Source organism: Halobacillus litoralis, assembly GCF_020524085.2.
GTDB lineage: Bacteria > Bacillota > Bacilli > Bacillales > Halobacillaceae > Halobacillus > Halobacillus litoralis_E.
Genome location: NZ_CP129016.1, coordinates 547,389 through 570,660 on the forward strand (window position 1 = coordinate 547,389; position 23,272 = coordinate 570,660).

The 23,272-nt window shown below is 44.3% G+C and carries 24 protein-coding genes, 1 pseudogene and 1 riboswitch; of the genes and pseudogenes, 8 read left to right on the forward strand and 17 right to left on the reverse strand.

Features of this window, described 5'->3' with window-relative positions:
- Positions 1–107: 107 nt before the first annotated feature.
- Both LC065_RS02870 and LC065_RS02875 read right to left on the reverse strand, forming a co-directional pair.
- Positions 108–524 (reverse strand): organic hydroperoxide resistance protein, encoded by a 417-nt coding sequence (locus tag LC065_RS02870; RefSeq protein ID WP_220586087.1) that lies wholly within the window; start codon positions 522–524, stop codon positions 108–110.
- Between the two features lie 73 nt (positions 525–597).
- The gene (locus LC065_RS02875) at positions 598–879 is read right to left on the reverse strand and encodes a YkvA family protein (protein ID WP_226594243.1); all 282 of its coding nucleotides are present in this window, start codon (positions 877–879) and stop codon (positions 598–600) included.
- Between the two features lie 316 nt (positions 880–1,195).
- On the opposite strand from LC065_RS02875, the gene LC065_RS02880 reads away from it, so the two are divergent.
- Positions 1,196–1,747 carry an NADPH-dependent FMN reductase gene (locus LC065_RS02880; protein WP_306163747.1) on the forward strand — a complete coding sequence of 184 codons (552 nt, stop codon included), beginning with the start codon at positions 1,196–1,198 and terminating at the stop codon, positions 1,745–1,747.
- A gap of 89 nt (positions 1,748–1,836) precedes the next feature.
- Here the strand turns inward: LC065_RS02880 and LC065_RS02885 are convergent, their stop codons facing one another.
- Positions 1,837–2,475: a lytic transglycosylase domain-containing protein gene (locus tag LC065_RS02885; RefSeq protein ID WP_306163748.1), complete on the reverse strand. Its 639-nt coding sequence runs from the start codon at positions 2,473–2,475 to the stop codon at positions 1,837–1,839.
- A gap of 1,140 nt (positions 2,476–3,615) precedes the next feature.
- Here LC065_RS02885 and LC065_RS02890 point away from each other — a divergent pair.
- Entirely contained in the window at positions 3,616–3,807 is a 192-nt protein-coding gene (locus tag LC065_RS02890) for a hypothetical protein (RefSeq protein WP_146818359.1), read from the forward strand.
- Positions 3,808–3,870: 63 nt separating this feature from the next.
- Here LC065_RS02890 and LC065_RS02895 read toward each other — a convergent pair whose 3' ends face one another.
- The 8 genes from LC065_RS02895 to LC065_RS02925 all read right to left on the reverse strand — a co-directional run bounded on the left by LC065_RS02895 (position 3,871) and on the right by LC065_RS02925 (position 10,343).
- Positions 3,871–4,314 carry a YueI family protein gene (locus tag LC065_RS02895; protein WP_226594246.1) on the reverse strand — a complete coding sequence of 148 codons (444 nt, stop codon included), beginning with the start codon at positions 4,312–4,314 and terminating at the stop codon, positions 3,871–3,873.
- Between the two features lie 63 nt (positions 4,315–4,377).
- Positions 4,378–5,259 (reverse strand): diacylglycerol/lipid kinase family protein, encoded by an 882-nt coding sequence (locus tag LC065_RS02900; protein WP_226594247.1) that lies wholly within the window; start codon positions 5,257–5,259, stop codon positions 4,378–4,380.
- A gap of 26 nt (positions 5,260–5,285) precedes the next feature.
- A complete protein-coding gene (locus tag LC065_RS02905; RefSeq protein ID WP_226594248.1) occupies positions 5,286–5,744 on the reverse strand; it encodes a GNAT family N-acetyltransferase in 459 nt (152 codons plus the stop codon).
- 14 nt (positions 5,745–5,758) lie between these two features.
- Positions 5,759–6,034, reverse strand: a complete 276-nt coding sequence (locus LC065_RS02910) for a GNAT family N-acetyltransferase (RefSeq protein WP_226594250.1) — start codon at positions 6,032–6,034, stop codon at positions 5,759–5,761.
- 251 nt (positions 6,035–6,285) lie between these two features.
- Positions 6,286–7,728 carry a carbon starvation CstA family protein gene (locus tag LC065_RS02915; protein WP_226594251.1) on the reverse strand — a complete coding sequence of 481 codons (1,443 nt, stop codon included), beginning with the start codon at positions 7,726–7,728 and terminating at the stop codon, positions 6,286–6,288.
- 143 nt (positions 7,729–7,871) lie between these two features.
- The gene (locus tag LC065_RS02920) at positions 7,872–8,600 is read right to left on the reverse strand and encodes a LytR/AlgR family response regulator transcription factor (RefSeq protein WP_226594252.1); all 729 of its coding nucleotides are present in this window, start codon (positions 8,598–8,600) and stop codon (positions 7,872–7,874) included.
- Positions 8,597–8,773 (reverse strand): sensor histidine kinase, encoded by a 177-nt coding sequence (locus LC065_RS20335; protein WP_371933389.1) that lies wholly within the window; start codon positions 8,771–8,773, stop codon positions 8,597–8,599. Before LC065_RS20335 ends, LC065_RS02920 begins: the two co-directional genes overlap by 4 nt.
- A gap of 19 nt (positions 8,774–8,792) precedes the next feature.
- Positions 8,793–10,343, reverse strand: coding sequence for a LytS/YhcK type 5TM receptor domain-containing protein (locus LC065_RS02925; protein WP_371933390.1), 1,551 nt, complete (start codon positions 10,341–10,343; stop codon positions 8,793–8,795).
- 517 nt (positions 10,344–10,860) lie between these two features.
- On the opposite strand from LC065_RS02925, the gene LC065_RS02930 reads away from it, so the two are divergent.
- Positions 10,861–11,643, forward strand: a complete 783-nt coding sequence (locus LC065_RS02930; RefSeq protein ID WP_226594256.1) for a carbon-nitrogen family hydrolase — start codon at positions 10,861–10,863, stop codon at positions 11,641–11,643.
- Positions 11,644–11,707: 64 nt separating this feature from the next.
- On the opposite strand, the gene LC065_RS02935 is transcribed toward LC065_RS02930, so the two are convergent.
- Positions 11,708–12,799: a nitric oxide synthase oxygenase gene (locus tag LC065_RS02935; protein WP_226594258.1), complete on the reverse strand. Its 1,092-nt coding sequence runs from the start codon at positions 12,797–12,799 to the stop codon at positions 11,708–11,710.
- Between the two features lie 66 nt (positions 12,800–12,865).
- Positions 12,866–14,194, reverse strand: coding sequence for an FAD-dependent oxidoreductase (locus LC065_RS02940; RefSeq protein ID WP_226594260.1), 1,329 nt, complete (start codon positions 14,192–14,194; stop codon positions 12,866–12,868).
- Between the two features lie 136 nt (positions 14,195–14,330).
- Between LC065_RS02940 and LC065_RS02945 the strand changes: the two genes are divergently transcribed.
- Positions 14,331–15,503 (forward strand): pyridoxal phosphate-dependent aminotransferase, encoded by a 1,173-nt coding sequence (locus tag LC065_RS02945; protein WP_226594263.1) that lies wholly within the window; start codon positions 14,331–14,333, stop codon positions 15,501–15,503.
- Between the two features lie 232 nt (positions 15,504–15,735).
- Positions 15,736–15,939: a hypothetical protein gene (locus LC065_RS02950; protein ID WP_226594265.1), complete on the forward strand. Its 204-nt coding sequence runs from the start codon at positions 15,736–15,738 to the stop codon at positions 15,937–15,939.
- A 36-nt stretch (positions 15,940–15,975) separates the two neighbouring features.
- On the opposite strand, the pseudogene LC065_RS02955 reads toward LC065_RS02950, so the two are convergent.
- Positions 15,976–17,430 (reverse strand): annotated as a pseudogene (locus LC065_RS02955) (aldehyde dehydrogenase family protein).
- Positions 17,431–17,497: 67 nt separating this feature from the next.
- The gene (locus LC065_RS02960; protein ID WP_226594269.1) at positions 17,498–17,941 is read right to left on the reverse strand and encodes a GNAT family N-acetyltransferase; all 444 of its coding nucleotides are present in this window, start codon (positions 17,939–17,941) and stop codon (positions 17,498–17,500) included.
- A gap of 257 nt (positions 17,942–18,198) precedes the next feature.
- Here LC065_RS02960 and LC065_RS02965 point away from each other — a divergent pair, with 257 nt between their 5' ends.
- Positions 18,199–19,572: a DUF2254 domain-containing protein gene (locus tag LC065_RS02965; protein ID WP_226594271.1), complete on the forward strand. Its 1,374-nt coding sequence runs from the start codon at positions 18,199–18,201 to the stop codon at positions 19,570–19,572.
- Positions 19,573–19,734: 162 nt separating this feature from the next.
- Positions 19,735–20,616, forward strand: coding sequence for a cation diffusion facilitator family transporter (locus tag LC065_RS02970; RefSeq protein WP_226594272.1), 882 nt, complete (start codon positions 19,735–19,737; stop codon positions 20,614–20,616).
- Between the two features lie 37 nt (positions 20,617–20,653).
- On the opposite strand, the gene LC065_RS02975 is transcribed toward LC065_RS02970, so the two are convergent.
- Positions 20,654–21,079, reverse strand: a complete 426-nt coding sequence (locus tag LC065_RS02975; protein ID WP_226594273.1) for a pyridoxamine 5'-phosphate oxidase family protein — start codon at positions 21,077–21,079, stop codon at positions 20,654–20,656.
- A gap of 208 nt (positions 21,080–21,287) precedes the next feature.
- Here LC065_RS02975 and LC065_RS02980 point away from each other — a divergent pair, with 208 nt between their 5' ends.
- Entirely contained in the window at positions 21,288–22,136 is an 849-nt protein-coding gene (locus tag LC065_RS02980; RefSeq protein WP_226594275.1) for an alpha/beta fold hydrolase, read from the forward strand.
- 110 nt (positions 22,137–22,246) lie between these two features.
- Here the strand turns inward: LC065_RS02980 and LC065_RS02985 are convergent, their stop codons facing one another.
- Positions 22,247–22,867 (reverse strand): class I SAM-dependent methyltransferase, encoded by a 621-nt coding sequence (locus tag LC065_RS02985; protein ID WP_226594373.1) that lies wholly within the window; start codon positions 22,865–22,867, stop codon positions 22,247–22,249.
- Between the two features lie 229 nt (positions 22,868–23,096).
- Positions 23,097–23,270, forward strand: a riboswitch (cobalamin riboswitch).
- Positions 23,271–23,272 lie beyond the last annotated feature (2 nt).

Here is a 23,272-nt window from a genome sequence, read left to right on the forward strand (position 1 = left end):
AGGCCTGGTAGTAATACGAATCGCACCTCATACGCTACAACTATTCTTCCCTTCCTATAAATAAAAATCCCTGGTGGAATTTCCACCAGGGATGAAGAGGTTATCTTTTATACGGCGCTCGCATTGATCTCAACGTCGATGTTTCCACGCGTTGCTTTAGAGTATGGACATACTTTGTGAGCTTCCTCAGCAAGTGATTCCGCTTCTTCTTGAGAAACGCCTTTCACTTTAACATTAAGGACAACGCCTACTTTAAAACCATTGTCCGATTCATCTTTCATAAGGCTTACGTCAGCAGTGATTTCTGATTCAATATCTTTCTTCTGTTTACTTGCAACTAGGTTCAACGCTCCATCATAGCAAGCGGAATAACCAGCAGCAAACAATTGCTCTGGGTTCGATCCTTTTTCATCACCTTCGCCAGGCATGGAAAGGTTCAAATCAATTAAACCATCGTCTGACTTAACGTGGCCATTTCGTCCACCTTGTGCTGTTGCATGTGCGGTAAACATTACATTACTCATTATCCATCACTCCTTGACTAATTATTGAATCCACAACAGTTACATACCTCATCTTGCCGTTGATTAAACATTTCTATTCATCATAGACGCGGTACTCCTTTTGCAAGTCCACAGGAGCCATCTTCACCATCCATTGCATGATATAAGTGAAAACCGCAAGATCATCGACAAGACCGAAAAATACGAGGAAATCCGGGATCACGTCCCATGGGAATAGAAGATAAGCTACTAAGAGTACAACCGAAAACCATTTCTTACCCGCACTCACATCTTTTGATTTAAAAAATCGCACAAGAAACGGCACAGATTTTCTGACATTGAAAAGAAACTTAATTCTTCGCCATAAACGGATCATCGCCTTCCCCCCTCTCCCTATTATACCCTTCTTATTACGACATGAAGCAAGCAGAATCCTCACAATTGCTTAAATAAGACGTATACTTTACCATAAAAAGAAAAGAGACTATTCACATATATTCCGACCGTTACGATGCTCCACATCTACCCACCATGAAGGATGACGGTTGAACTTCGAGCTGCACCCTTTAAAGCAGATTTAATAAGATAATTGGGCGACCCCAACACATACTACCATTAGCTACATAGCCCATTTTATTAAATGCTGCATAGGATAACATAGCTCAAAGAAAATTGAAGGGGAGAAAGTTGCCATGAAGATCCTACTATTGAACGGAACGATCGTCGGGAAAAAGACCCGTACGCTCCTTGATGAAATCGAAAAATATATACAACAACTGCCAACGGACCACACGACAAAAATTGTTGACCTCGAGAACTACGAGCTTCAATTCGTGGATGGCCGCCCAGCTGAAGAGTACAATGATGATATGAAGAAGTTAATCCATGAAATTGAAGAAGCTGATGCTTATGTCATCGCTACTCCCGTTTTTCAAGGATCGATTCATGGTACTTTGAAAAACGTATTTGATGCCGTATCCCCCCTTGCCATGCGATATAAACCCGTGTCTATTGTCGCCAATGGGGGTACCTTGCAACATCACCTCGTCGTAGAAAATCAATTAAAACCAATCTTGAATTACTTCCGGTGTATGGTGACACCAAACTACGTGTACACACACACGAATCACTTCTCCACTCAGGGAGAGCTCATTGACGAAGACGTCCGCAACCGCTTGAAAGAGATGACCGTCGTTTTTGATCAATACATGCAGATGAGCCGGGAACTTGAACCAGATAAATAAGAGACGGGTTTCATTACAGTTCTGATATCTTTTAAACAGTTTTTCTATAACTAAAAAGCGCGGGGTCTACATAAGACACCCGCGCTCCTTTATGCTCTTCCAAGTATTTTTGTTATGTAATTTTGCGTTTCCCGGAATGGTGGTACACCATCATACTTGTCTACGTTCCCAGGACCAGCATTATAAGCAGCAAGCGCTAATTCGGTATTGCCATCATAACGATCGAGCATCTGCCTCAAATATTTTGTCCCGCCCATCAAGTTCTGCTCCGGATCAAATGGATCCTTCACGCCAAGTCCCTTCGCTGTAGCAGGCATAAGCTGCATCAACCCTTGAGCTCCTGCATGACTGACGACACCAGCATCAAAATTCGACTCAGCCTTCACCACAGACCGCACCAAATTTTCATCAACCCCGTGGCGTTCTGAAGCTTTCTTTATGAGATTATCCAAACCCGCGTTTCCACTGGTTACTTCCGCAATATTATTCCCTTCCTGACTTTTCTCTACAGGAACTGGTACCTGCTGTGTCAAAAGGTTGTTCACTGGTTGTGAAAAACGCTTTGGCACGGAAGGTGCACTCTCACGAATCGCTTGCTCCATCACTGCATTCAAAAGGCTTTGAAACGTCATATTCTGCATCCCACTTGATAAAGTGTTCGAATTCCGATTATCTAACATAGACATGGCCTGCATTTGAATCATTTGTTGGATCTTGCTTACATCCATGTTCTCCACTCCATATAGTTGATAGTTCAAGTGTACAAGATTCATGCTTTTTCAACAATCATTCTTCTGAATATATTTTACAAATTACCAATAGTAGTCAAAACTTGAGAAAATTTTTTCTTAAAACCTCTATTCAGTTATCATTTTTGAACGTTTTTTTCCCAAAGCAGCAACCAAGGAAAAGGTGATACAATAAAGAATAGCAAAAGAGATACTGAATCGTGCAGTGCGCTGTTGTGCTGGTTGTCCACGACTTCGCACATGGTTTATTTGTTCAATGGTATTCATTTCTTTCTTGAGTACTCTCTTTTGTCTCTTACGTCGAATCACCCTATTATTTTTCCCCGCCAGGAAAAATAACCTGTAGATTTCATGGTCTGTCTTCCTTCAATGAAAAGACATATACCATCTCCCCCCTTTTGCCCATTCAAAAGGGGGCTTTTTTTATCCTCTTTTATATCTCTAAAGCTCCCTTTACTTGAAGACTCAGTTTCGAGACTTTTGTTGAGTGGGTGGGGCTGCGGGAAACAGTTCGCTTTCCATGGGGCGGGCGGTGAGCCTCCTCAGGCTACGCCTTCCGGGGTCTCACCTGTCCCACACGTCCCATAGGAGTCTCACGGTTTCCCTCCGCCCCTTGACTTTATAAGCGTCTCGAAACCACTACTGGAATAAGAAGCTTTCAAGCTTGATAGCATTGTGGGCGGTAAACTTCTACCCTATGTGTATTTGAATTCTGAAAGCTTGTTAGAGAAGGCTTTATGCTTATTAAAGCGGGAAAGTGGAAGGCAGTCCCTTTGAGCAAAGGGGTTCGTTTACGCATAAATCGAAAGGGGTGGTCGGGAAGCTGCGAGACTCCCGTGGGAATGGATTGGCTGGCGAGACCCCACAGGACGAAGTCCGAGGAGGCTTGCCGTCATCCCCACAGGAAAGCGAGTAACTTCCCGACCACCCCTCACGCTCAACAAAGCAACGAACCCCAAAAAACATCTTGAAATCAAGTCTTCCACAAACCTGCATAATGACATAATATTAGACAAGGTCCGTGTTCTGTGTGGACAAGCCGGCAATTTATTTTTTTAAAAGCTAAATATTCCACGTTTGTACATCATATATTGAAAGTACAAAGGAGGTGGAATAAAGATGGATTTCAACAACCGTGTGTTCTTGTTTCTAGCTGCTCTTCTTTCCGGCTATGCGCTTTACAGCATCGGCGACTCAGCTGGTAACTTCTTCGATCAATTCTTGTTCTACGCCGGCTACATTGCAATGATACTTTTTTCTTTCGCTATTATTATCGTCGGGCTGGCAAGATTCTTGAATCAGTACAAATAGAAAATGGCCTTTCTATATGAGAGGGACGTGTAAAAAAAGGCTGCGGATGATCCGCAGCCTTTTTTATTTTGATGATTTAAAAAGAGATTTGAAGAAGCCTGTCCACCCTTCCTGCTCCGACGACTCTCCGACTCCCTCTTGTTCTTTAATCGTTATGTCTTCTTTTTCAATTGCGTAATCCAAAGTGAGGACAGCCCCGAATTCTGAATGTGTTTCCATATTCGAAACGATGGAGTGGTGGATGTTATGCTCATCGGCTAGATCCATGTAGGGAGATAAAAACCGATAGCTCACATCTCCGTTCAAAAGCAGTTCGGCATCTGGATAGCTTCTCATCAGATCCACCACCGCTTCCTCCCCCTGCTGCCGCATCACCTGCCCCTTCGTCAAAGCAACCAAGACTCGTTCTCTTAACGTACCGAGGTATTGTTTTCTTTCTCCTGGCTTTGTTTGACGACTTCCATAAATCCCTTCCTGTAAGTAATCTTTCATATCTGGTTTCTTCATAAGATGCACCTCATTCACTCCTAGTATGGCACAGAAAAAAGGCTGTACCCTAACAGCCTTTTTCTATTTTACAACGACGGATATGTGAGATGGAAGAACGGACAATTCTACAGGCAGGGAGTCTCCTTCTTCTCCGTCGACGTTCGTGACCAGGTCTTCCTCCGATGTGATACGGATATGATCCGCTTTGAAGTATTCCACATCCTGCTCATCTTTAAGACCACCTCGAAGAATAGCAGAAACAATCGATGCGAGACGAATCATATTTACTTTAGGTACGATATACCCGTGAATCTTCCCGTCATTCACTTTCGCTTCCGGAGATAATTTTTCAAATCCGCCTGCTGAGTTGGTTAAGGCCGCTAGGAAAAGAAAAGATTCCCCTTCCCAGGCTTTATCATCATATTCGATCCGCATTGGATAACTACTATGCTGGGTCAAGGTTTTCATCCCTTCCATCATATACGCAAGTGGACCAAATTTCGTTTTTTGTTCAGGTGTCACTTCATATGTCGCTTCAGCAAGGGATCCCGCTGCTACAATATTCACAAAATATTGGTCATTGAACTTCCCAATATCCACAGATTTGGTCTGATCAGAACGGAGAACATCAATAGCCTCCTCAACCTTGAGTGGAATATCAAGAGCTCTTGCAAAATCGTTGACTGTACCCAGTGGAATGATTCCCAAATGCGGTCGGTGACTTTCGTCTACCATCCCATTGATTGTCTCATGGAGGGTACCATCTCCCCCCATAGAAACGACGAGATCGAATTCGTCTCTGCAGGCGTTCTGGCAATACTTTGTGGCATCCAGCTCTTTTTCTGTTTGAGAAACTTCCACTTCGTATCCTTTTTCCGATAAAATGTGCTCGATTTGTTCAACATGATCGACGGCTTCCTCTTTTCCAGAAGAAGGATTAACGATCAACATAGCCTTTTTCATTCTATTTCTCCTCTCCAAAACATCCTTTATCCTTCCGACTGGTATTCATAAAGGGTGCTGACAGAAGAAAAGCCGATTTTGCGGATGAATTCACTTATCCCATTCTGATGTGGCCTGAGACTTACCTGGATAGCTTTCGCATCCTTCTCATACATCCACTTGATCAGTTCAGCACACAAGTCTGTGCCTATACCTTCTCGTCTGTAAAATTCATCCACAAACACTTCCCGGACATATCCATACACATCTTCTTCCCCATGGGACTCGATGATGCCAAGGACATATCCGATCATTCTTCCATTCATATCAGCAACTAGTAGTTTCTGTGTCGGGTTCTTTGCTAAAAAATGATCGGCCGCCCAGTACTTACGATCCCTCAATTCTTCATTAGTCAGCATCTCAGAACTGGTTACGTGAAGAAAGTCGATGCTGTACCTTGTAAAATGCATCAAGTCTTTTTCCTCAGGTTCCCTTATTTCCACCATCAGAAACTCCTCCTCTAAGCTTTTAACACCACTTGATATTCCGGTGTATTTTCAATAACTTCCCGGGCGAAGGAGCAGACCGGGTCAATTTTCAATTTATGTTTACGTGCATAGTTCACAGCATAATCAATCAATTCCCCGCCCAAACCCTGTTCACGTTCAGAGGGTGCAACGAAAGTGCTTGTGATGACCATAGTATTGTCATTTTCTTCAAATAAAACCTGTGCTTTAGGATCGTGTTCCTCTCCTATAAAAAACGTCCCTTGTTTCTCTTGGATTTCTTGCTCCACAACAATCTCTCCTTTCCCTATAAAGGATACCCTTTCATCGTTAAGAAAAACATGAGCTTGCGGAGGTGAAGGCTGGTGATGGTATGAATGAAGTGCTTGGCAGCGATCATGAGGTAGTCGACAATGTTATTTAGATATTCGACACCATTAATTAAGTATTCGACATACTACCAGAGATGCTCATCCCCATCCCTAGGTGCCCATAGACAAAAAAAGAGCACCTACTTTGAAAAAGTAGGTGCTCTTTAACATTAGGCAGTTTGTTTCAGATCTTCCTCTAATGGAATGTCCTTCTGTAATCCGCGGCGGGCGGCAATGATGAAGGCTGTGACAACCGCAACGGTACCGATGGCTGCAACGACGTAGGAAACATTCAGTGATAATCCGAATCCGATTGGTGCATTCAGAATATAGGTGAATGTCGCCATCGTCATAAAGGTCGCTGGAACGGCAGCGATGAAGTAGTTTTTACGCGACAGGAACAAGTACATCGCTCCTACCCAGAGCGCGATGACGGCTGTTGATTGGTTTGCCCAGGAGAAGTATCTCCATAGCAACGTAAAATCAATGCGGGTCAGCGCAAATGAGATGACGAACAATGGAAGAGCAATCCATACACGACTCATAATCTTCTTTTGTGGAATTTTAATATAGTCAGCAATAATCATACGCGCGCTTCGGAAAGCTGTATCTCCGGATGTGATTGGCAGTACGATGACACCAAGCACAGCAAGTGTACCACCGACAGCACCTAGCATAGCTACGGAAACTTCACTAACCACAGCTGCTGGTCCACCGCTTGCAAGGATTTCATTCAATCCTGCAGAACCATTGAACAAGCTCATGGCTGCAGCTGCCCAAATCATAGCAATAATTCCTTCTGCAATCATCATCCCGTAGAAAATACGACGGCCTTGTTTTTCCTGTTGTGTCGTTCTTGAGATGATAGGGGTTTGTGTTGCGTGAAAGCCTGACAGGGCACCACAAGAAATCGTTAGGAACAACAGTGGGAAAATCGGTGCGTTATCCGGGTGCATATTGGTAAAGGTCAATTCTGGGATTGGTGCACCTGTTACGACAAGTGAGACCCCGACTCCAATCGCACTGATGAGTAGAAGGGCACCAAAAATCGGATAAAACCGTCCGATGATTTTATCAATCGGAAGCATCGTCGCTAACAAATAGTAAGCAAAAATCACAAGTAGAATGACAGGAAGAGCAAGCCAGCTGCTTGTCATGTTGTGCAAAAGATCTGCAGGTGCTGTAACGAATACAGTTCCTACTAGGACAAGCAAAAGAATAGCAAACGCGTTGACGACGTGCTTCATGACTTTCCCTAAAAACTTCCCTGCAAGCTCAGGCAGGTGGGCGCCACGGTTCCTAATGGATATCATTCCTGTCAAATAATCGTGGACAGCTCCGGCAAAAATGGCTCCAAGTACAATCCATAGGAAAGCGACGGGACCATATAAAGCACCAAGGATCGGACCGAAAATAGGACCTACCCCCGCGATATTCAGGAGTTGGATTAAAGCATTCTTTTTTTCTCCCATCGGCAGGTAATCCACACCATCACCATGAGAATAAGCAGGCGTTTCACGTCCTGTGTTGACGCCGAACGTTTTTTCAACATATTTACCGTACGTAAGATAACCGATAATTAAAAGTGCAATACTCACTAAAAAAGTAATCATTCTATATCCTCCCTTTCACGTCTTTTCTGTAATCGCTTACACACAATATATCAAGAGAACGCTTACAAAAGCGCGATTCTTGATTAACATGTCAGGATTGATGTCCAAGATGTCGTGAAAGTGGATTGAAATACAAAGGGAAATTACAACTCGAGCTTCTTTCGTAAGTCCTTCACATAGTTACGACTGACAGAAAGCTTTTCCTCTGTTTGCTGCAGTTCCAACTGATAGGCCCCATTAAACCACGGAGTTAATCGATGCACGTAATCGAGGTTCACAAGATAACTTTTATGAATGCGGAAAAAAGAGAAGCCTTGCAGCCGCTTCTCCACATCTTTGAGCGCATCTTTCGTTTCATAGACCTTTTTTTTGCCGACGATTTTTGTAATCCGATCCTCTCTGTGTACGTACATAATTTCAGAAGGGTCCAGATATTCAATCGTCTCCTCCACTTCAACTGCCAACTTGGTAGGAGAATTGGAGGGCTTTACGTCTATCGGCTTCATTTTCTTCTCTATTCTTTCCACGGTTTCACTTAACTGTTCCTCATCAAAAGGTTTGAGTAGGTAATCGATGGCCTTCTGACGAAATGCTTCGACCGCAAAGTCTGGATACGCGGTCGCAAACACGATCTCAGGAACCTTCTTGAGTTCTTGTACCGCTTTTGCTACCGCCATTCCATCCATCTTCGGCATTTCCACATCAAGAAACAGAACATCCGGCTGAAGCTTCAACGTCTGCATGACTGCTTCATCCCCTGAGCCTGCTTCCCCTACAACTTCTATACTCTCGTAAGGTTTTAATAAAAAATTCAATTCTTCTCGGCTGAATCGCTCATCATCAACGATGATCACCGTGATTTTTTCATTCATGACCCTGTCTCCTTTTCATGAAGAGGGACCGTAAATACAATGGTTGTCCCCTGTCCTTGTTCGCTCTTAATTTGTAGTTTCGCACTCTCTCCGTGCATGTATTCTAAACGTTTGTTAACGTTATATAACCCGTATCCCGTCCCTTCCTCAGAGGCGACCGACTGTACTCCCAATGTGCGCAACCTCATAGGTTCAATGCCTTTCCCCGTTATCTGCCACGCTGATCTTGACGTGATCACCATCTCTACGGACACTAATCGTAATTTCCGCTCCCCCTTCCTGGTCTTTGATTCCATGCTTAATGCTGTTTTCGACCAGGGGCTGTAAGGTTAAAGGAGCGATGCGTACGGATAATGCGGAATCATCCACATCATAATGGACATGAAGGCGATCAACGAAACGCGTCTCTTCGATGAGAAGATAGGACTTTACATGTTTTAACTCTTCTTTCAAAGACGTCCACGTTTTGGTGGTCGCCCCAAGGTTTTGCCTGAAGAACTTGGAAAGCGCTATAAGCAGCGCCCTTGCTCGGTCAGGTTCCGTACGGGTCAACGAAACGATGACATTCAACGAATTGAATAAAAAATGCGGATTGACTTGTGCCTGCAAGGCCTTCACTTCTGCTTCCCGTGCGAGCTCTTGAGCTTTTTCAGCATCAGCAAGCTCAAGCTGCTGACTAAGGAGAGCACTTAACCCCTGAATCAATTCCAAAAGAACATTCGAGATTTCTTTTTGTGATGAAACGTAAAACTTCAGGGTTCCGACCACTTCTTGCCGTTTCTTCAATGGAACGATGACGGCTGCCCCCAAGGGACAGTCTGTCTGTTGGCATTGAATCTCTTCATGACTGACTACGACACGCTCTCCTGTTTCAATGACATCACGAGTGGCGTCGGTTTGAATCGGCTCTCCCGCCTTATGATGGTCATCAGCCTGTCCGACATGCGCAAGTATTCTTTGTTTATCTGTCATGGAGATCGCACTCACCTGGACTTCCCCATAAATAATTCGGCACGCCTTTTCTGCAGAATCCATCGTCAGCCCTTTTCGCAGATATGAAACCGTTGATTCTGCCAATTTTAGCGCTTTTTGCGCCTGCAAAGCTCCAACCTTCTCTTCTTCATGAAGAACATTTCGAATGATTAGTAAGAACAATGCGGAACCGACTCCATTGGCTACAATCATGGGCGCACCGATCTCCTGGACAAGAGCCCATGCACGCGGAAATGGATCAGAGATAAGAAGGATGATGCCCATCTGAACCATCTCCGCAAGGGCTCCCACAAATAAAGCCGTCTTCAGTTTCAAAGGCTCCTCTTTTTTATGGAAGTAACCTGCGATGATTCCTGCTACCACAGCAGATATTCCGCAGGCGGCCCCAGTGAACCCTCCAAGGGAAAAACGATGCAATCCGGCAATGACCCCAGCCCCTATACCAATGCGGTACCCTCCGAAAAGACCGGCCGCCACGATTCCAACGACTCTGGAGTTCGCCAATGCTTCCGATTCGACAAGATTATAAGCCCAGCGTCCATAATCAAAGGAGCTTGTGTCATAAGTGATGCCTGTATATGTACCAATGATTCCGAACAAACCAAAAAAAGCGATCGCCATGTACCGCTGACGTTGGTCCAGCTTTTTTTGATCAATCAACTCCCGAAAAAAACGGAAACGAGTAATAATAAAAGCGACCGTTACAATAATCCCGAGTCTTTCAAGCATCGGAAGAAACAACTCAAACATAATCCCACTTCCTTTTTCATACCTCTAATTATTCTTGCAGATAGGCTTTTTCACCTTTGGGTACCCGGGTTCGTTTCCTTATTGAGCGTCAGGGGTGGTTGGGAAGCTGCGCGACTCCCAACCACCCCATTTGAAATAAGAGAGAAACGAACCCCTTACCGACAAGGATTGTCTCCCACTATCCTTGTCATATAAGTGAAGAGCAGTCTATATCAAGCTTTTACGCTAGGAATAACCGTCAGGGTGATTCCATTTACTCAATGAAAGCTGAGTGTAAATCATATGGTTTCGAGAGACTCACATGGTAAAGGGGCACAAACATCTCGAAATCGATTCTTACCAACCCTGCCCTATAAGTTGAATAGCGGTTTATGTTTATTGTAGCATGGGCGGTTTGTTTCGATACACAGAATGAAGGGTGGAGATGAAATCCCCTCATTCAAGCAAAATCCTAATTGAAAACATTAGGGAAACGTCAGAATTTTTTGATACACTAAGAAGAAAATGAGGTGATAGGATGACAACAAAAATAGCAATCATTCAAATGGATATCGTCTTCGGTAACCCTGAAGAGAACCGGAGATATGCACAGGAGAAAATAAGAGAAGCGGCCGCACAAGGAAGCGAGGTCATCTTGTTACCTGAATTGTGGACGACAGGTTATGATCTCTCCCGTTTTGAAGAAATAGCAGAAACACTTGAGGGGCCGACGCATCAGCTCTTAATTTCTCTAGCCCATGAACTCAAGGTCACCATTGCGGGTTCCATCGCTGAAGAAGAAAACGGCAAGTTCTATAATACCTTCGTTGCCTATGACGCGAAAGGTGAGCGGCTGTTCAACTACAGGAAAGCTCATTTGTTCCGCTTGATGAATGAAGAAAAGTTTTTAGAATCAGGTAATCAAAAAGGAAATTTCCACCTTGAAGATGTACCGGTGGCGGGTGTCATTTGTTATGATATCCGCTTCCCGGAATGGATGAGAACGCATATGCTTGATGGTTCGCGCGGGTTGTTTGTCGTAGCTGAATGGCCTAAACCCCGGGTGGAGCATTGGCGTAATCTCTTGATCAGCCGAGCCATTGAAAATCAATGCTTCGTGATCGCCTGCAACCGTGTAGGTGCTGATCAAAACAATGAGTTCGGAGGTCATTCTATCGTTGTGGACCCGTGGGGCAACGTAGTGGCTGAAGGTGGTTTTGGGGAAGAAATTGTGTATGCTGATATTGACTTCACGGCTGTGGAGGCAATCCGGAAACAGATCCCTATTTTTCAGGATCGACGTCCGGATTTGTATGAATGAGTTCTTAAACCATTGTATACCGATGAATATATCTGAATAAGAAAATGAAAAAAATCCTTCCAAATCAATCGGAAGGATTTTTTTCATAGGCCGGAGTTTGATAGAAATAGTTGGGTGTGTCCATCCGGTTTTCATAGGCCGAATGAAAGATGTGGGTCGTTGCTGGCGAAACGGGCGGGATGAGCCATGTCCAGTCACCCGTGACCTCACGGCCGCACGACTGTTCTTTTTTCTCGAACTGATGGAACTGTTGGGCAGCTGTATGATGATCGACAAGACTTACCCCATCGGATTGATAAGAAAACAGCACAGCCTGATTAAGCTCAATTAAGGCTCGGTCCTTCCACAAGGAAGAATTTCGTTTCGTATCAAGACCCATGGCTTCCGCGACCACTGGTAAAAGGTCATACCGAAAGTCATCAGCTAGGTTACGGGCCCCGATTTCTGTCTCCATATAAAAGCCATTAAATGGGGCGGCCGTATAATCGATTCCACCGATTTCAAGACGCATATCAGAAATCACAGGGACCGCATACCACCGTAAACCTAAGTCTTCAAACCAAGTGAATTCCGGATGACGCAAGCGAACTTGCTTCACCTTTTCAGATGGAATATCATACCACACAGGCTCGCGCCCATCCATTTGGACGACAAGAGGCAATACATCAAACGACGTGCCTTCCCCTCTCCATCCGAGCTTCTGACATTCCTTCGTAAACGCAACAGAAGCCGGGTCTCCTGTCACAGTTCCGTTTTCTTCATAACCAGCATATCGAATCAATTGATGATTCCAAAGCCGTACTTCCCTCTCCGAGGTTTTAGGCTTAAAAATGGTAATCGTCGATCGGATACGCCCATCATTCGTAGCATAATCCAAATGATCGAGGAGTGCATTGCGCATGCCCTCTTCTGTATTGACATGCCTGGCATCAAAGACCTTCAAGCTATTCCAGAAAAGACGTCCGATGCAGCGGTTGCTGTTCCGCCAGGCGACTTTGGCGCCATATTCAAGCTCATCATAGGTGTGCGTATAGCTTCCCGTTTCAACAATTTCCCGTTCGATTTCTTTGAGTCTCTCATCTGTACCAGAAAGCTGTTGCTCCTGATGGTATTGGCGAATGAATGCTTCCGCCTTTTTATATAAATCTGTATTCACAGCATGAATCCTCCTGTATGGTGCTTCATTACTATCGTACCATACATAAAGACCTTCCTACACGATTCAGTCTGCTTTACGGGCTGCCTGCTGTACAGGATCCCACACACTGTTATAAGGAGGTGCGTAGGCGAGATCCAAGTCTTCTAATTCATCGATCGACATTTCATGGAATAAAGCAGTAGCCAAGACATCGATACGTTTATCAACTCCTTGCCCGCCTATGATTTGAGCGCCAAGCAACTGACCGGTTCGTTCATGATAAACGATTTTCAATGTCATCGGATTTTCCTTGGAGTAATAGCCGGCGGCATGGGTGGATTCTATCGTAATTTTTTTACAAGGAATCCTTTCCTTCTTTGCCTCCCGTTCAGAAAGACCGGTGCGCGCAAGGGTTAAATCGAAGAATTTCAATATCGACGTGCCCACGATTCCTCGGAACGACCTTCTTCGATCAATCATATTCAGTCCCGCGACTTGCCCTTGTTTATTGGCATGCGTGCCTAAAGGGATATAATCATCCTTTTTCTTAACCCGGTGAAACTGGGTCGCACAATCCCCGGCAGCATAGATATCCAGTATGCTTGTCTCCATAAAAGCATTCACGGCGATCGCGTCGTTCATCCCTTTGTAAACACCCGTATGTTTCATGAAGGATGTATTAGGTGTCACTCCAACGGCGACAAGAACAAGATCGGATTTATATTCTCCTTGATCCGTGATGACGGAATGGACATGCTGATCCCCTTTGAATCCTTCAACCGATTCCCCAAGATGTAGTTCCACACCGTTCCGTTCGGCCTCTGCATGGACAAGCTCTCCCATATCCTCATCGAAAATTTTCGCCAGTTGAGGTCCGCGGTCGATCAATCGTACGTTCTTTCCAATCGAAACAAAGCTTTCGGCCATTTCGAGCCCTATGTATCCGCCACCGATAATGGTCACATGTTCCTTCTCCCTTGAAGTCGCAGCCATGATCTCCTTTATATCAGGAATTGTTTTTAATGTATAAATACCTTCAAGCTCCCGTCCTTCCCAGGGGGGCATGACAGGTGCTGCACCGGAAGCCACAAGCAGACGATCATAAGACAACTCAAACCCCTGACCCTCGTGATTTTTTCCGTAAACGACTTTGTGATCACAATCCACTTCCGTTACCGTGTGGTAGGTTCGGACATCAATGCCATATTTTTCGCGAAATGTCTCAGGGTCACGCGCGATCAGGTCTTCGGTAGCCTCGACATCCCCGCTCAATACATACGGCAGGCCACATTGCCCATAAGAGGTGATTCCTCCTTTTTCCAACACAGTAATGGAATGCCCCTCACTATTCCTTACTATTTGCATAGCTGCACTCATCCCGGCAGCATCTCCTCCGATAATAACGACATTCATTCCACTCACTCCTTTTACGTACCTTCTATTCTCTTATTCTTTGCCTATATGGTTCCCACTCAAACTTCTCTCATGTTAAACTAACGATATTATCTTTTTGTACGACTTTTCAAAAAAATCATTCGAGGTGAAGGACATGAAGCAATTCCAAACATCCCAAGCCATCCAGCGGCTTCCGGACCAATTTTTCGCAACTATGATTGATAAATTAAACCTATATAAAAAACGTGGATATGACACCTTGAACTTGGGACAGGGAAACCCTGATCAACCCACTCCCTCCCACATCGTCGAGTCACTAAAGGAGGCGGCAGAAAACCCGGATTTCCACAAATATCCTCCCTTCCACGGATATGAGTTCTTAAAAGAAGCGGTGGCTGAATTTTACAAGCGTGAATATGATGTGGACATTGATCCTGAAACAGAAGTCGCCATTATGCCTGGCAGCAAAACAGGTCTCGTTGAGCTCAGCCAGTGCTTCCTTGATCCAGGGGATGTCGCGCTTGTTCCCGACCCCGGCTACCCGGATTACTGGTCCGGCATTGAAATGGTCGGCGCAGAAATGAAGTCCATGCCCCTTCGCGAAGAGAATGGATTTTTGCCTGACTACGGAGAAATTGATGAAGAGAGCTGGGAAAAAGCAAAGCTCATGTTCTTAAACTACCCCAATAATCCGACGGGAGCTATGGCTGACGAGGACTTCTTTGTGGAAACCATCCAAGAAGCAGAAAAGCACGATGTTTGTGTCGTTCACGACTTCGCCTATGGGGCGATCGGGTTTGATGAAAACAAGCCGCTCAGCTTTATGCAATTCGAAGGTGCAAAAAATGTCGGTGTTGAAGTTTATACGATGTCTAAAACATACAATATGGCCGGCTGGCGTGTCGCTTTCGCTGTCGGTAATCCCAGCGTTATTCACGCACTGGAAGTCATTCAGGACCACTATTTCTGCAGTATTTTCGGCGGATTGCAAAAAGCATCAGCTACTGCCTTACTAAGTTCACAACAATGTGTCACAGAACTTGCTGAAACCTATGAAAAAAGACGTGACCTTCTCGTCCATGGGTTAGAAGAAGCGGGATATCATGTGGCTCCCTGCCAGGGTTCTTTCTTTACTTGGCTGCAAGTACCTGAAGGCTATACATCCCAAGGCTTTGCGGATGATTTATTGGAAGAGACAGGTTTATTCGTCGCCCCAGGGATCGGATTCGGTAAGCATGGAGAAGGATATGTGCGCATCGGATTAAACAATTCGGAAGAAACATTGCGCGATGCGGTAGAACGATTTAAATCATTTAAACAGAAGTAAGATCAAGGACAGCACCTTCAACCTCGAAGGTGCTGTTTTTATTTTCTCACTATAACAACCGCATGCATAAATCCAGACCATCAGTATAAACGTGTATCAAACGCCTTCTCCTGTCGAAACAAGTCTGTTTATCGGACAATTTTTATGAAAATAATCATTGAATACATATTCAAAATGTATTTTAATTATCTTATACAAATTTCCTACAACGACTATACAGGAGGGGTTCACAATGTATGCACTGATCAGGAAAGATGATCGCTTATTAGAAGTATTAAAAGACCCTATTGATCGTAGAGACAGGGTTTTCCACCAGAAAAAAGAAGCTGTGAAGTATGCTGAAAAATTGAATGGATATATACAATCCGGCCCAAAATGGGAAGTTCAGGAATATCTCATACATGAACGAAAAAAAAGCAGAAGCTCCATCTGTTAAGCTTCTGCTTCTGCTTTTTCTCATTCTTATTTCAATTTAAAAAGGAAACTCACGATAACCATTCATCACGCCGATCCATTTCACTGTTGTAAATTTATCCAATGCCCATTCGCCGCCGAAACGGCCGAGGCCGGATTCTTTTTCACCACCAAAAGCCACGTGTGGTTCATCATTCACGGACTGATCATTCACATGAATCATACCCGTCTCCACACGTTTGGCAACTTCTACCCCACGATGGACATCACGAGTGAATACAGAACCGCTCAATCCATATGGAGAACTGTTCGCTGCTTGAATCGCTTCTTGTTCTGATGAAACTTTGATCACAGAAGCAACAGGGCCGAAGACTTCATTTTTCGCTATCGGCATATCGCTCGTTACACCCGTCAACACGGTCGGCTGCATGACACTGCCATCCGTCTCTCCACCGGTGAGTATTTCAGCACCTCGACCGACACTTTCTTTCACATCCTCCTGAATCCGTTCAATGGCATCCTTGTTGATGAGAGGCCCAATGACGGTATCCTTCTCAGACGGGTCGCCGGCTTTCAAGCTCTCTACTTTCTCTTTAAATTTCTCGATGAACGTATCATATACACTTTCATCCACGATGATTCTGTTCAACGACATGCAAATCTGCCCCTGGTGCAAGAACTTCCCGAAAGCTGCCGCTTCTACCGCTTGATCGATATCCGCATCTTCAAGGACGATCATAGCATTATTACCGCCAAGCTCTAGAGCTGTCTCCTTAATATATTTTCCGGCGAGTTCACCGATATGGCTGCCCACTTCCGTCGATCCTGTAAAGGAAATCAGCTTCGCCGCAGGATGTTTCACAAAAGCATCTCCGATTTCTGATCCTCGACCTACAACCACATTAATTACACCCTCAGGGAACCCTGCTTCTTCGAACAGATCGGCAATGAACAACCCTGACGTAACCGGTGCATCAGACGCCGGCTTTACGACCACAGTATTCCCTGTCGCCACCGCAGGAGCGATGGATCTCATCGCTAAATGGAAAGGGAAATTCCAAGGCCCGATGACGCCGATGACACCCTTAGGCGAACGGTACACACGGTTTTCCTTTCATGGAGTGTTGGACGGTAAAATCTGCCCGCTCATCCGTGTTGGGAAACTGGCTGATTCCCGGATGATGCCGACGGCCGCCTGCAATTCCACCTCTGCTTTAACAAGGGTGCTGCCCGCTTCTTTCACGAGCCAATCAATAATCTCATCTTTCCTCTCTTGCACGATTTTCAACAATTGATCAAAGTACGCCTGCTTTTTGGCAGGGAGCGTCGTCATCCACGACTCCTGAGCATTTACAGCAGCCTCATAAGCTTCATTAAGATCCTCTTCATTTGCAGATGGAATCGAAGCAATCGTTTGCTGAGTATAAGGATTGACATTATCTACATATTTCTCACTGGAACCGCTTCTCCACTGACCATTGATATATTGTTTAGTAAATGTTTGCGGACTCATTCCAAAACCTCCATTCGGAAACTTTACACAAAGCTATCATTCCCGGTTAAAGAGGAATCGAAACGATTTATACCTCCATCAGCATATCCACGTGCGGAATACCATCCTCAAGGTACACCTCAGAAACTTCCTTGAATCCAAAAGAACCGTAGAAATGGCGCAGATGCTCCTGGCCGTGTAACCAGATGTGATTGACCTTGTAGTCTTTTTTCAGCACTTCAATCGCTCGGTCCATCACTTGACGTGCATATCCGCCCCCTCGATTTTCCTTTTTGACAAGGACGCGGCCGATACTGTGATACTTCTCCCCTTCATCTGGGGGAACAATCCGGCAGTAGGCCACCATCTCTCCTTCTTTCTCCATCCATATATGTAGACTACCTTCATCTCTGCCATCAACTTCAGGATAAGGACACTCCTGTTCAACTACAAAAACTTCCACCCTTGTCTTTAAAATCTCGTACAATTCCTGCTTTGATAATTCGGCAAACGTTTTATGTACCCACTCCATGCTGATTCCCCTTTACTCATGATTATCTTTTAAATATACTTCAACGTTCGAAAACTGACAAAGCCTCGGTTTATGAACCCAAACGATATTACAACCACAATTTATTCATACCTAATCACTTTAAGGAGGGCAACTCCAACCTCACAGGTATATTTATCGTAATGAAAGTTTTTGTAGAAAAATATCATATTTTCGTTTTATTGATTCTGACGAAGGGGAAACTACGATTACCAATCTTACAAGAAAGGAGGAGCATTATGTTCTTAAAGTTATTACCTGTATCGATACAGAAATATGCGAAAATGTCTAAACGGCAGCGAAAACACGAAATGCAGATGACCTTATGGTACATGCCTTTTTTCTATATATTAATGTCCATATTTTTTGTTGTGGTCACTCTGTTGTTGGATCTCGTTTTTCAAATCGAACAGTACACGTTTGAATTTTTCCGAATCAATGCAGAAATCACCCGAATGCTGGTCAGTACACTCATAGGTGGAATCCTGACACTGAGCGCTTTCACATTGAACTCCTTGCTTGTCGTCTTGACGACATTTAGTGGTCAGTTCTCCCCGCGGATGCTCCTCAACTTTGTGTCAGACCGCAGGACGCAGCACGCGCTAGGGATTTTTAATGGGAATTTCGTCTATGTGCTGCTCGTCTTCCTGTTTATCGGAAACACGAGGCACGAATTTTTCGTAGCGGTGCCGATCGTCACGATTTTCCTCGCCTTTACATCCGCTGTTACGTTCATTTATTTTATCAACCACGCAACAACCTGGATGCAAGTACACAACATCACCGATACGATGAAGCATTCGTCCGAGCAAATCATTAACCAAACCCTGAGAAAAGATCTTGAACAGTTCCGGACAGAGGAACCAGGAGACTTGATGGAAGCTGAGCGTTCGAAGGCAAAACCTGTTGGAGCCATTAAATCGGGGTACATCCAGCTTGTGAATTACAGGAAGATGATTGAAGAAGCAAGAAAAGATGAGATCATCATCCAATTCCATGCTCAAGTGGGAGATTATATTTTAAAGAACAACCAATTGATCAGCTACTGGGGACCTGGTGCTGAAAACGTTGATGAAGAAAAATATTGCAAGATGATCATTATTGATTATAAAGAAACAGAACTTCAAGACATCCAAATGGGCATGCACAAACTAGCCGAAATTGCGATCAAATCACTAGGAAACGACGACCCGAAAACCGCAACGAACACCATCCATCAGATGGCCGAGTTGATGCTTACCGTAGAGGATTACATTACCTTTACTCCTTACTTGATGGATAATGATAAACAGGTCCGAGTCGTTCTTCAATCCGAATCGTTTGAATCCTATATCTACCGTGGTTTTGGATATATTCGTCATTACGCTCGTGACAATCATCTCATCATAACCGAGCTCGTAGATTCCATGGGGATGGTGGCCGAATCGATCGACAGGTCCAAGCACCAAATGCTATGGGAATTTGCGTGCAACACCATCGACCATATTGAAACAGAAGTCATTTACCAGCTGGATAAAACCTTCTTGTTGGAAGCACTGGAGAGATTATCAAATGTGACAGGCAACAAACTTGATTATTACGCTATCCATCGCAGGTTCTACCCTGTAGATTAATATCAGTTCATTGAAAAAAGTAGATGATTTTGAATGAGGAAAGATCTTGAGAAGAGTCATAGTCTCCTTTATTCAGGTTAAACCTAAAAGGATTGACAAGACTCTTCATCTTTCATATGTTATATATATGAACATATAATCATATATAAAAGGGGTGAGCGCATGGGACATCATCACCACCATCATATCGATTCAACAACCGGTAAAATTAAAACCGCTTTTTTCCTGAATTTATTTTTTACAATTATTGAATTGATCGGTGGTTTATTAACAAATAGTATGGCCATTCTTTCCGATGCTTTACACGACCTTGGGGATTCTCTTTCTCTCGGGCTCGCCTGGTTTTTACAGAAGTTTTCGCGTAAAGAACAATCGGATCATTTTTCATTCGGATATCGGCGGTTCTCGCTTTTAGCGGCTTTGATCAACAGCGTAGTACTGATTGTTGGGTCTGTCTTTATTTTGACCGAGGCTGTCCCTCGGCTCTTGAACCCCGAGCAGCCGAACGCAGGAGGAATGATCGCTCTTTCCATCTTAGGAATTCTCGTTAACGGTGCAGCTGTTTTCCGGCTCAAAGGTGGAGACTCTATGAACCAGAAAGTCATGACCTGGCACCTTCTTGAGGATGTTCTAGGTTGGGTAGCCGTCCTTGTGGTCAGTATCGTCATGTTGTTTTTTGATGTGCCGATTTTGGATCCAATCGCTTCGATTGGTATTACCTTATTTATTTTATATAATGTGGTGAAAAATCTTATCCAGACGATGCGCCTCTTTCTCGAAGGTGTGCCATCGGGGGTTGACCTTGAGGTGCTTTCACGAAAAATTAACAATTTGACTGATGTTCAATCCACTCATCACACCCACCTCTGGTCAATGGATGGAGAAAATCATGCCTTTTCCACTCACATCGTCGTGCGGGCAGAAGCAACAAAGGAAGAGATATGCAAAGTGAAAGAAGAGGTCAAAGAAATCTTACATCCTATTTCACTTGAGCACATCACTCTGGAAATCGAATATGAAGACGAACCTTGTTCCCTTCAATAAAAAAGTGGCCAGCCTAAAGCTGACCACTTTTTTCCTTTTACAAATCAAGACGTTCAGGTGTGTCTTGCCCTTGATTCATATAGCGTATATTTTCAGGCATGATTTCAAGCACCACATACTCAGGGTCCTCTTTGCCATCGAACCATCGATCCATGTGGTCATTCCATAACTTGTCTTTAATATCCTGGTCTTCACGAATCTTCGCCTGTCCTTCGACTTCTAAATACGAATCCCCATAGCCTTCCCCTTCGTATCCGAGAAGGATATGAACATGTGGGTTTGCGTCAATTTCATCTGCTTTATGTGTTTCTCTGTTCGTTGGTGTGTAGAAAGTGAAATCATCATCGTTCCAAAAAGTCATATACCGCGAATGAGGTTTATTATTTTTCACTGTGGCAAGCGTACCAACTTTATGTTGCTCCATGACTTTGTGGATCTTCTTTTTCAATTCTTCTTGATTCAATGGAAAGCTCCTTTCCGTAATCCAATCTTTTTACAATTTCAGTTTTCCCCGAAAAATGGGAGATAAACCCTTCGATGCCCATTGACAGATCCGGGTATGCTAATGATATCTTCGACACATTGTCATTCTTTTTTCATAAATATACCAAGAAGTGACACGCGTTACCCGTTACACTATTCATAGATCTGTTTTTCAGGAGGAAAACGTTATGCTATGGAAAAAATGGGCGCCGATCTTGATGGGCTCCCTACTGATTGGCCTGCTCTTTTTTATGATCAACTCTAGACCCGGAAGTTCCGAACCTGTGGATCGCGAAGACATTGTACCCACCCTATTCATACATGGCTATAAAGGTGGACCGCGAAGCTTCGAAACGATGATGGACCGGATGCAGAACTTACAATGGGGACAGAAGCATATGACGGTTTATGTCTCCAGCCGTGGAGACCTCACTATCCAAGGTGATTTTGATGAAACGCCCAATCCGTTCATCCAAGTGCTTTTTGAAAACAATCGTGCAAGTATCTATAATCAGACCCATTGGCTTTCAGAAATCATGCGGCGGTTAAAAGCCGATTACAATATCCAACAAGTGAACCTCGTCGGTCATTCGATGGGAGGTCTCGCATCAGTCAATTATTTACTGAGCGATCATCACTATTCTGTTCCTCGAGTAGAGAAACTGTCCGTCATTGCAAGCCCTTTTAAAGGCATTGAAAAAGAAGGCTACTTCGCATCCAATTACGGAGCAGCAACAACTGACCTTCGGCCGAATTCTGAAGCTTTAAAACAGATGTTGCAAAACAAAGATCAGTTCCCGAATGATGTGGATGTATTCGCTATAGCTGGTGTGATCAATAGCAATGACTCTGAATCCAAGCATTGGGACGGTCTTGTCCATGCCTCAAGTGTAAGTGGACTGGAAGAGATCGTCCCCTTTGGGAAGTATGAGGAAAAGCGCCTCTACAACCCACTGGCCACACATTCCGGACTGCACGAACTAGAAGAAGTCGACCAACTACTCAAAGAATTCCTCTGGACTGAGGAAGGCGAATAAATGGAGTGACCAAGTCATACATTTATTTACATTTGTGGATTTTTAAGGTGTACCAGGTCATACATTTATTTCCAAAACAAAAGCACCCACTCTCCGGGTGCTTTTGTTTTTTATTGTTTTTCGAAGATGAAGATCCACATGAAGGTTAAGGCTTGTTTTAATTCTTCATCCAGCTCCGCGGTGTGATGGTCTTCCACCCCGCGTTTGTAGACTCCTTGACCTTCTACATAGGTCCATCCAGTTTCTTCTGCCATTTTTTGAAGCTCCCACGGCATCATCGTATTACAAATAACTTCTTCTCCATATACCCTGCGATAACTATTGATACGTGGCATCGCTGTAGGTCCAAGTAGGCCGACACATAAACGGCCTCCTGGTTTCAAGATCCGCTTCATCTCTTCCAGACCCTTGTACGGGACTTCTGTCCATTCGAGTGAATTGATCGCCATCGCCGCATCAAAAGATTCGCCCTCAAACGGCAGGTCTGTCAAATCCCCTTGAACAAATGAGATCCGCTCATCATTCACTCGCTCATTGGCGCGCATCACCATGTCCTCTGACAAATCGAGCCCCGTGACGTCAAAACCTGCTTTGTAAAGCAGATACGAACCATAACCATCTCCGCACCCTAAATCAGCGACCTTCCCTTTCGATATATGCTTTGTCATAAAAGGAATGATTGTGCACCTGCTTCCATCATCCCACATCTCTCTACTTTTTGAATTCCACATTTCAGCACGATCATTCCATTGCTTCTCCGCTTCTTTATGCCAATTAAACGTTTGTGCCACACCCTCATCCCTTTCAAATAAATTTCCTATCCTCTATTATAGCGGATCATAGCAGGGATGATAGCTCTATTCTTGTCGAACCCGATAAAAAAGAGTTGCATGATCTTCCCTACAGCGTTATGATAGAAACACAATATAAGCTAATTCAAATTAAAATAAACACTATATATAGTATCTACGAATAGAAGATGCCACAAGGCTTAATAGGGAATCCGGTTAAAATCCGGAGCTGCCCCCGCAACTGTCATCACTCGCGAAATGGACATTCCACTGTGCTTTGCACGGGAAGGACCAGAGTAAGATCGAGTGTCAGCCAGGAGACCTGTCTTCGTTCGTCGCAGTTTC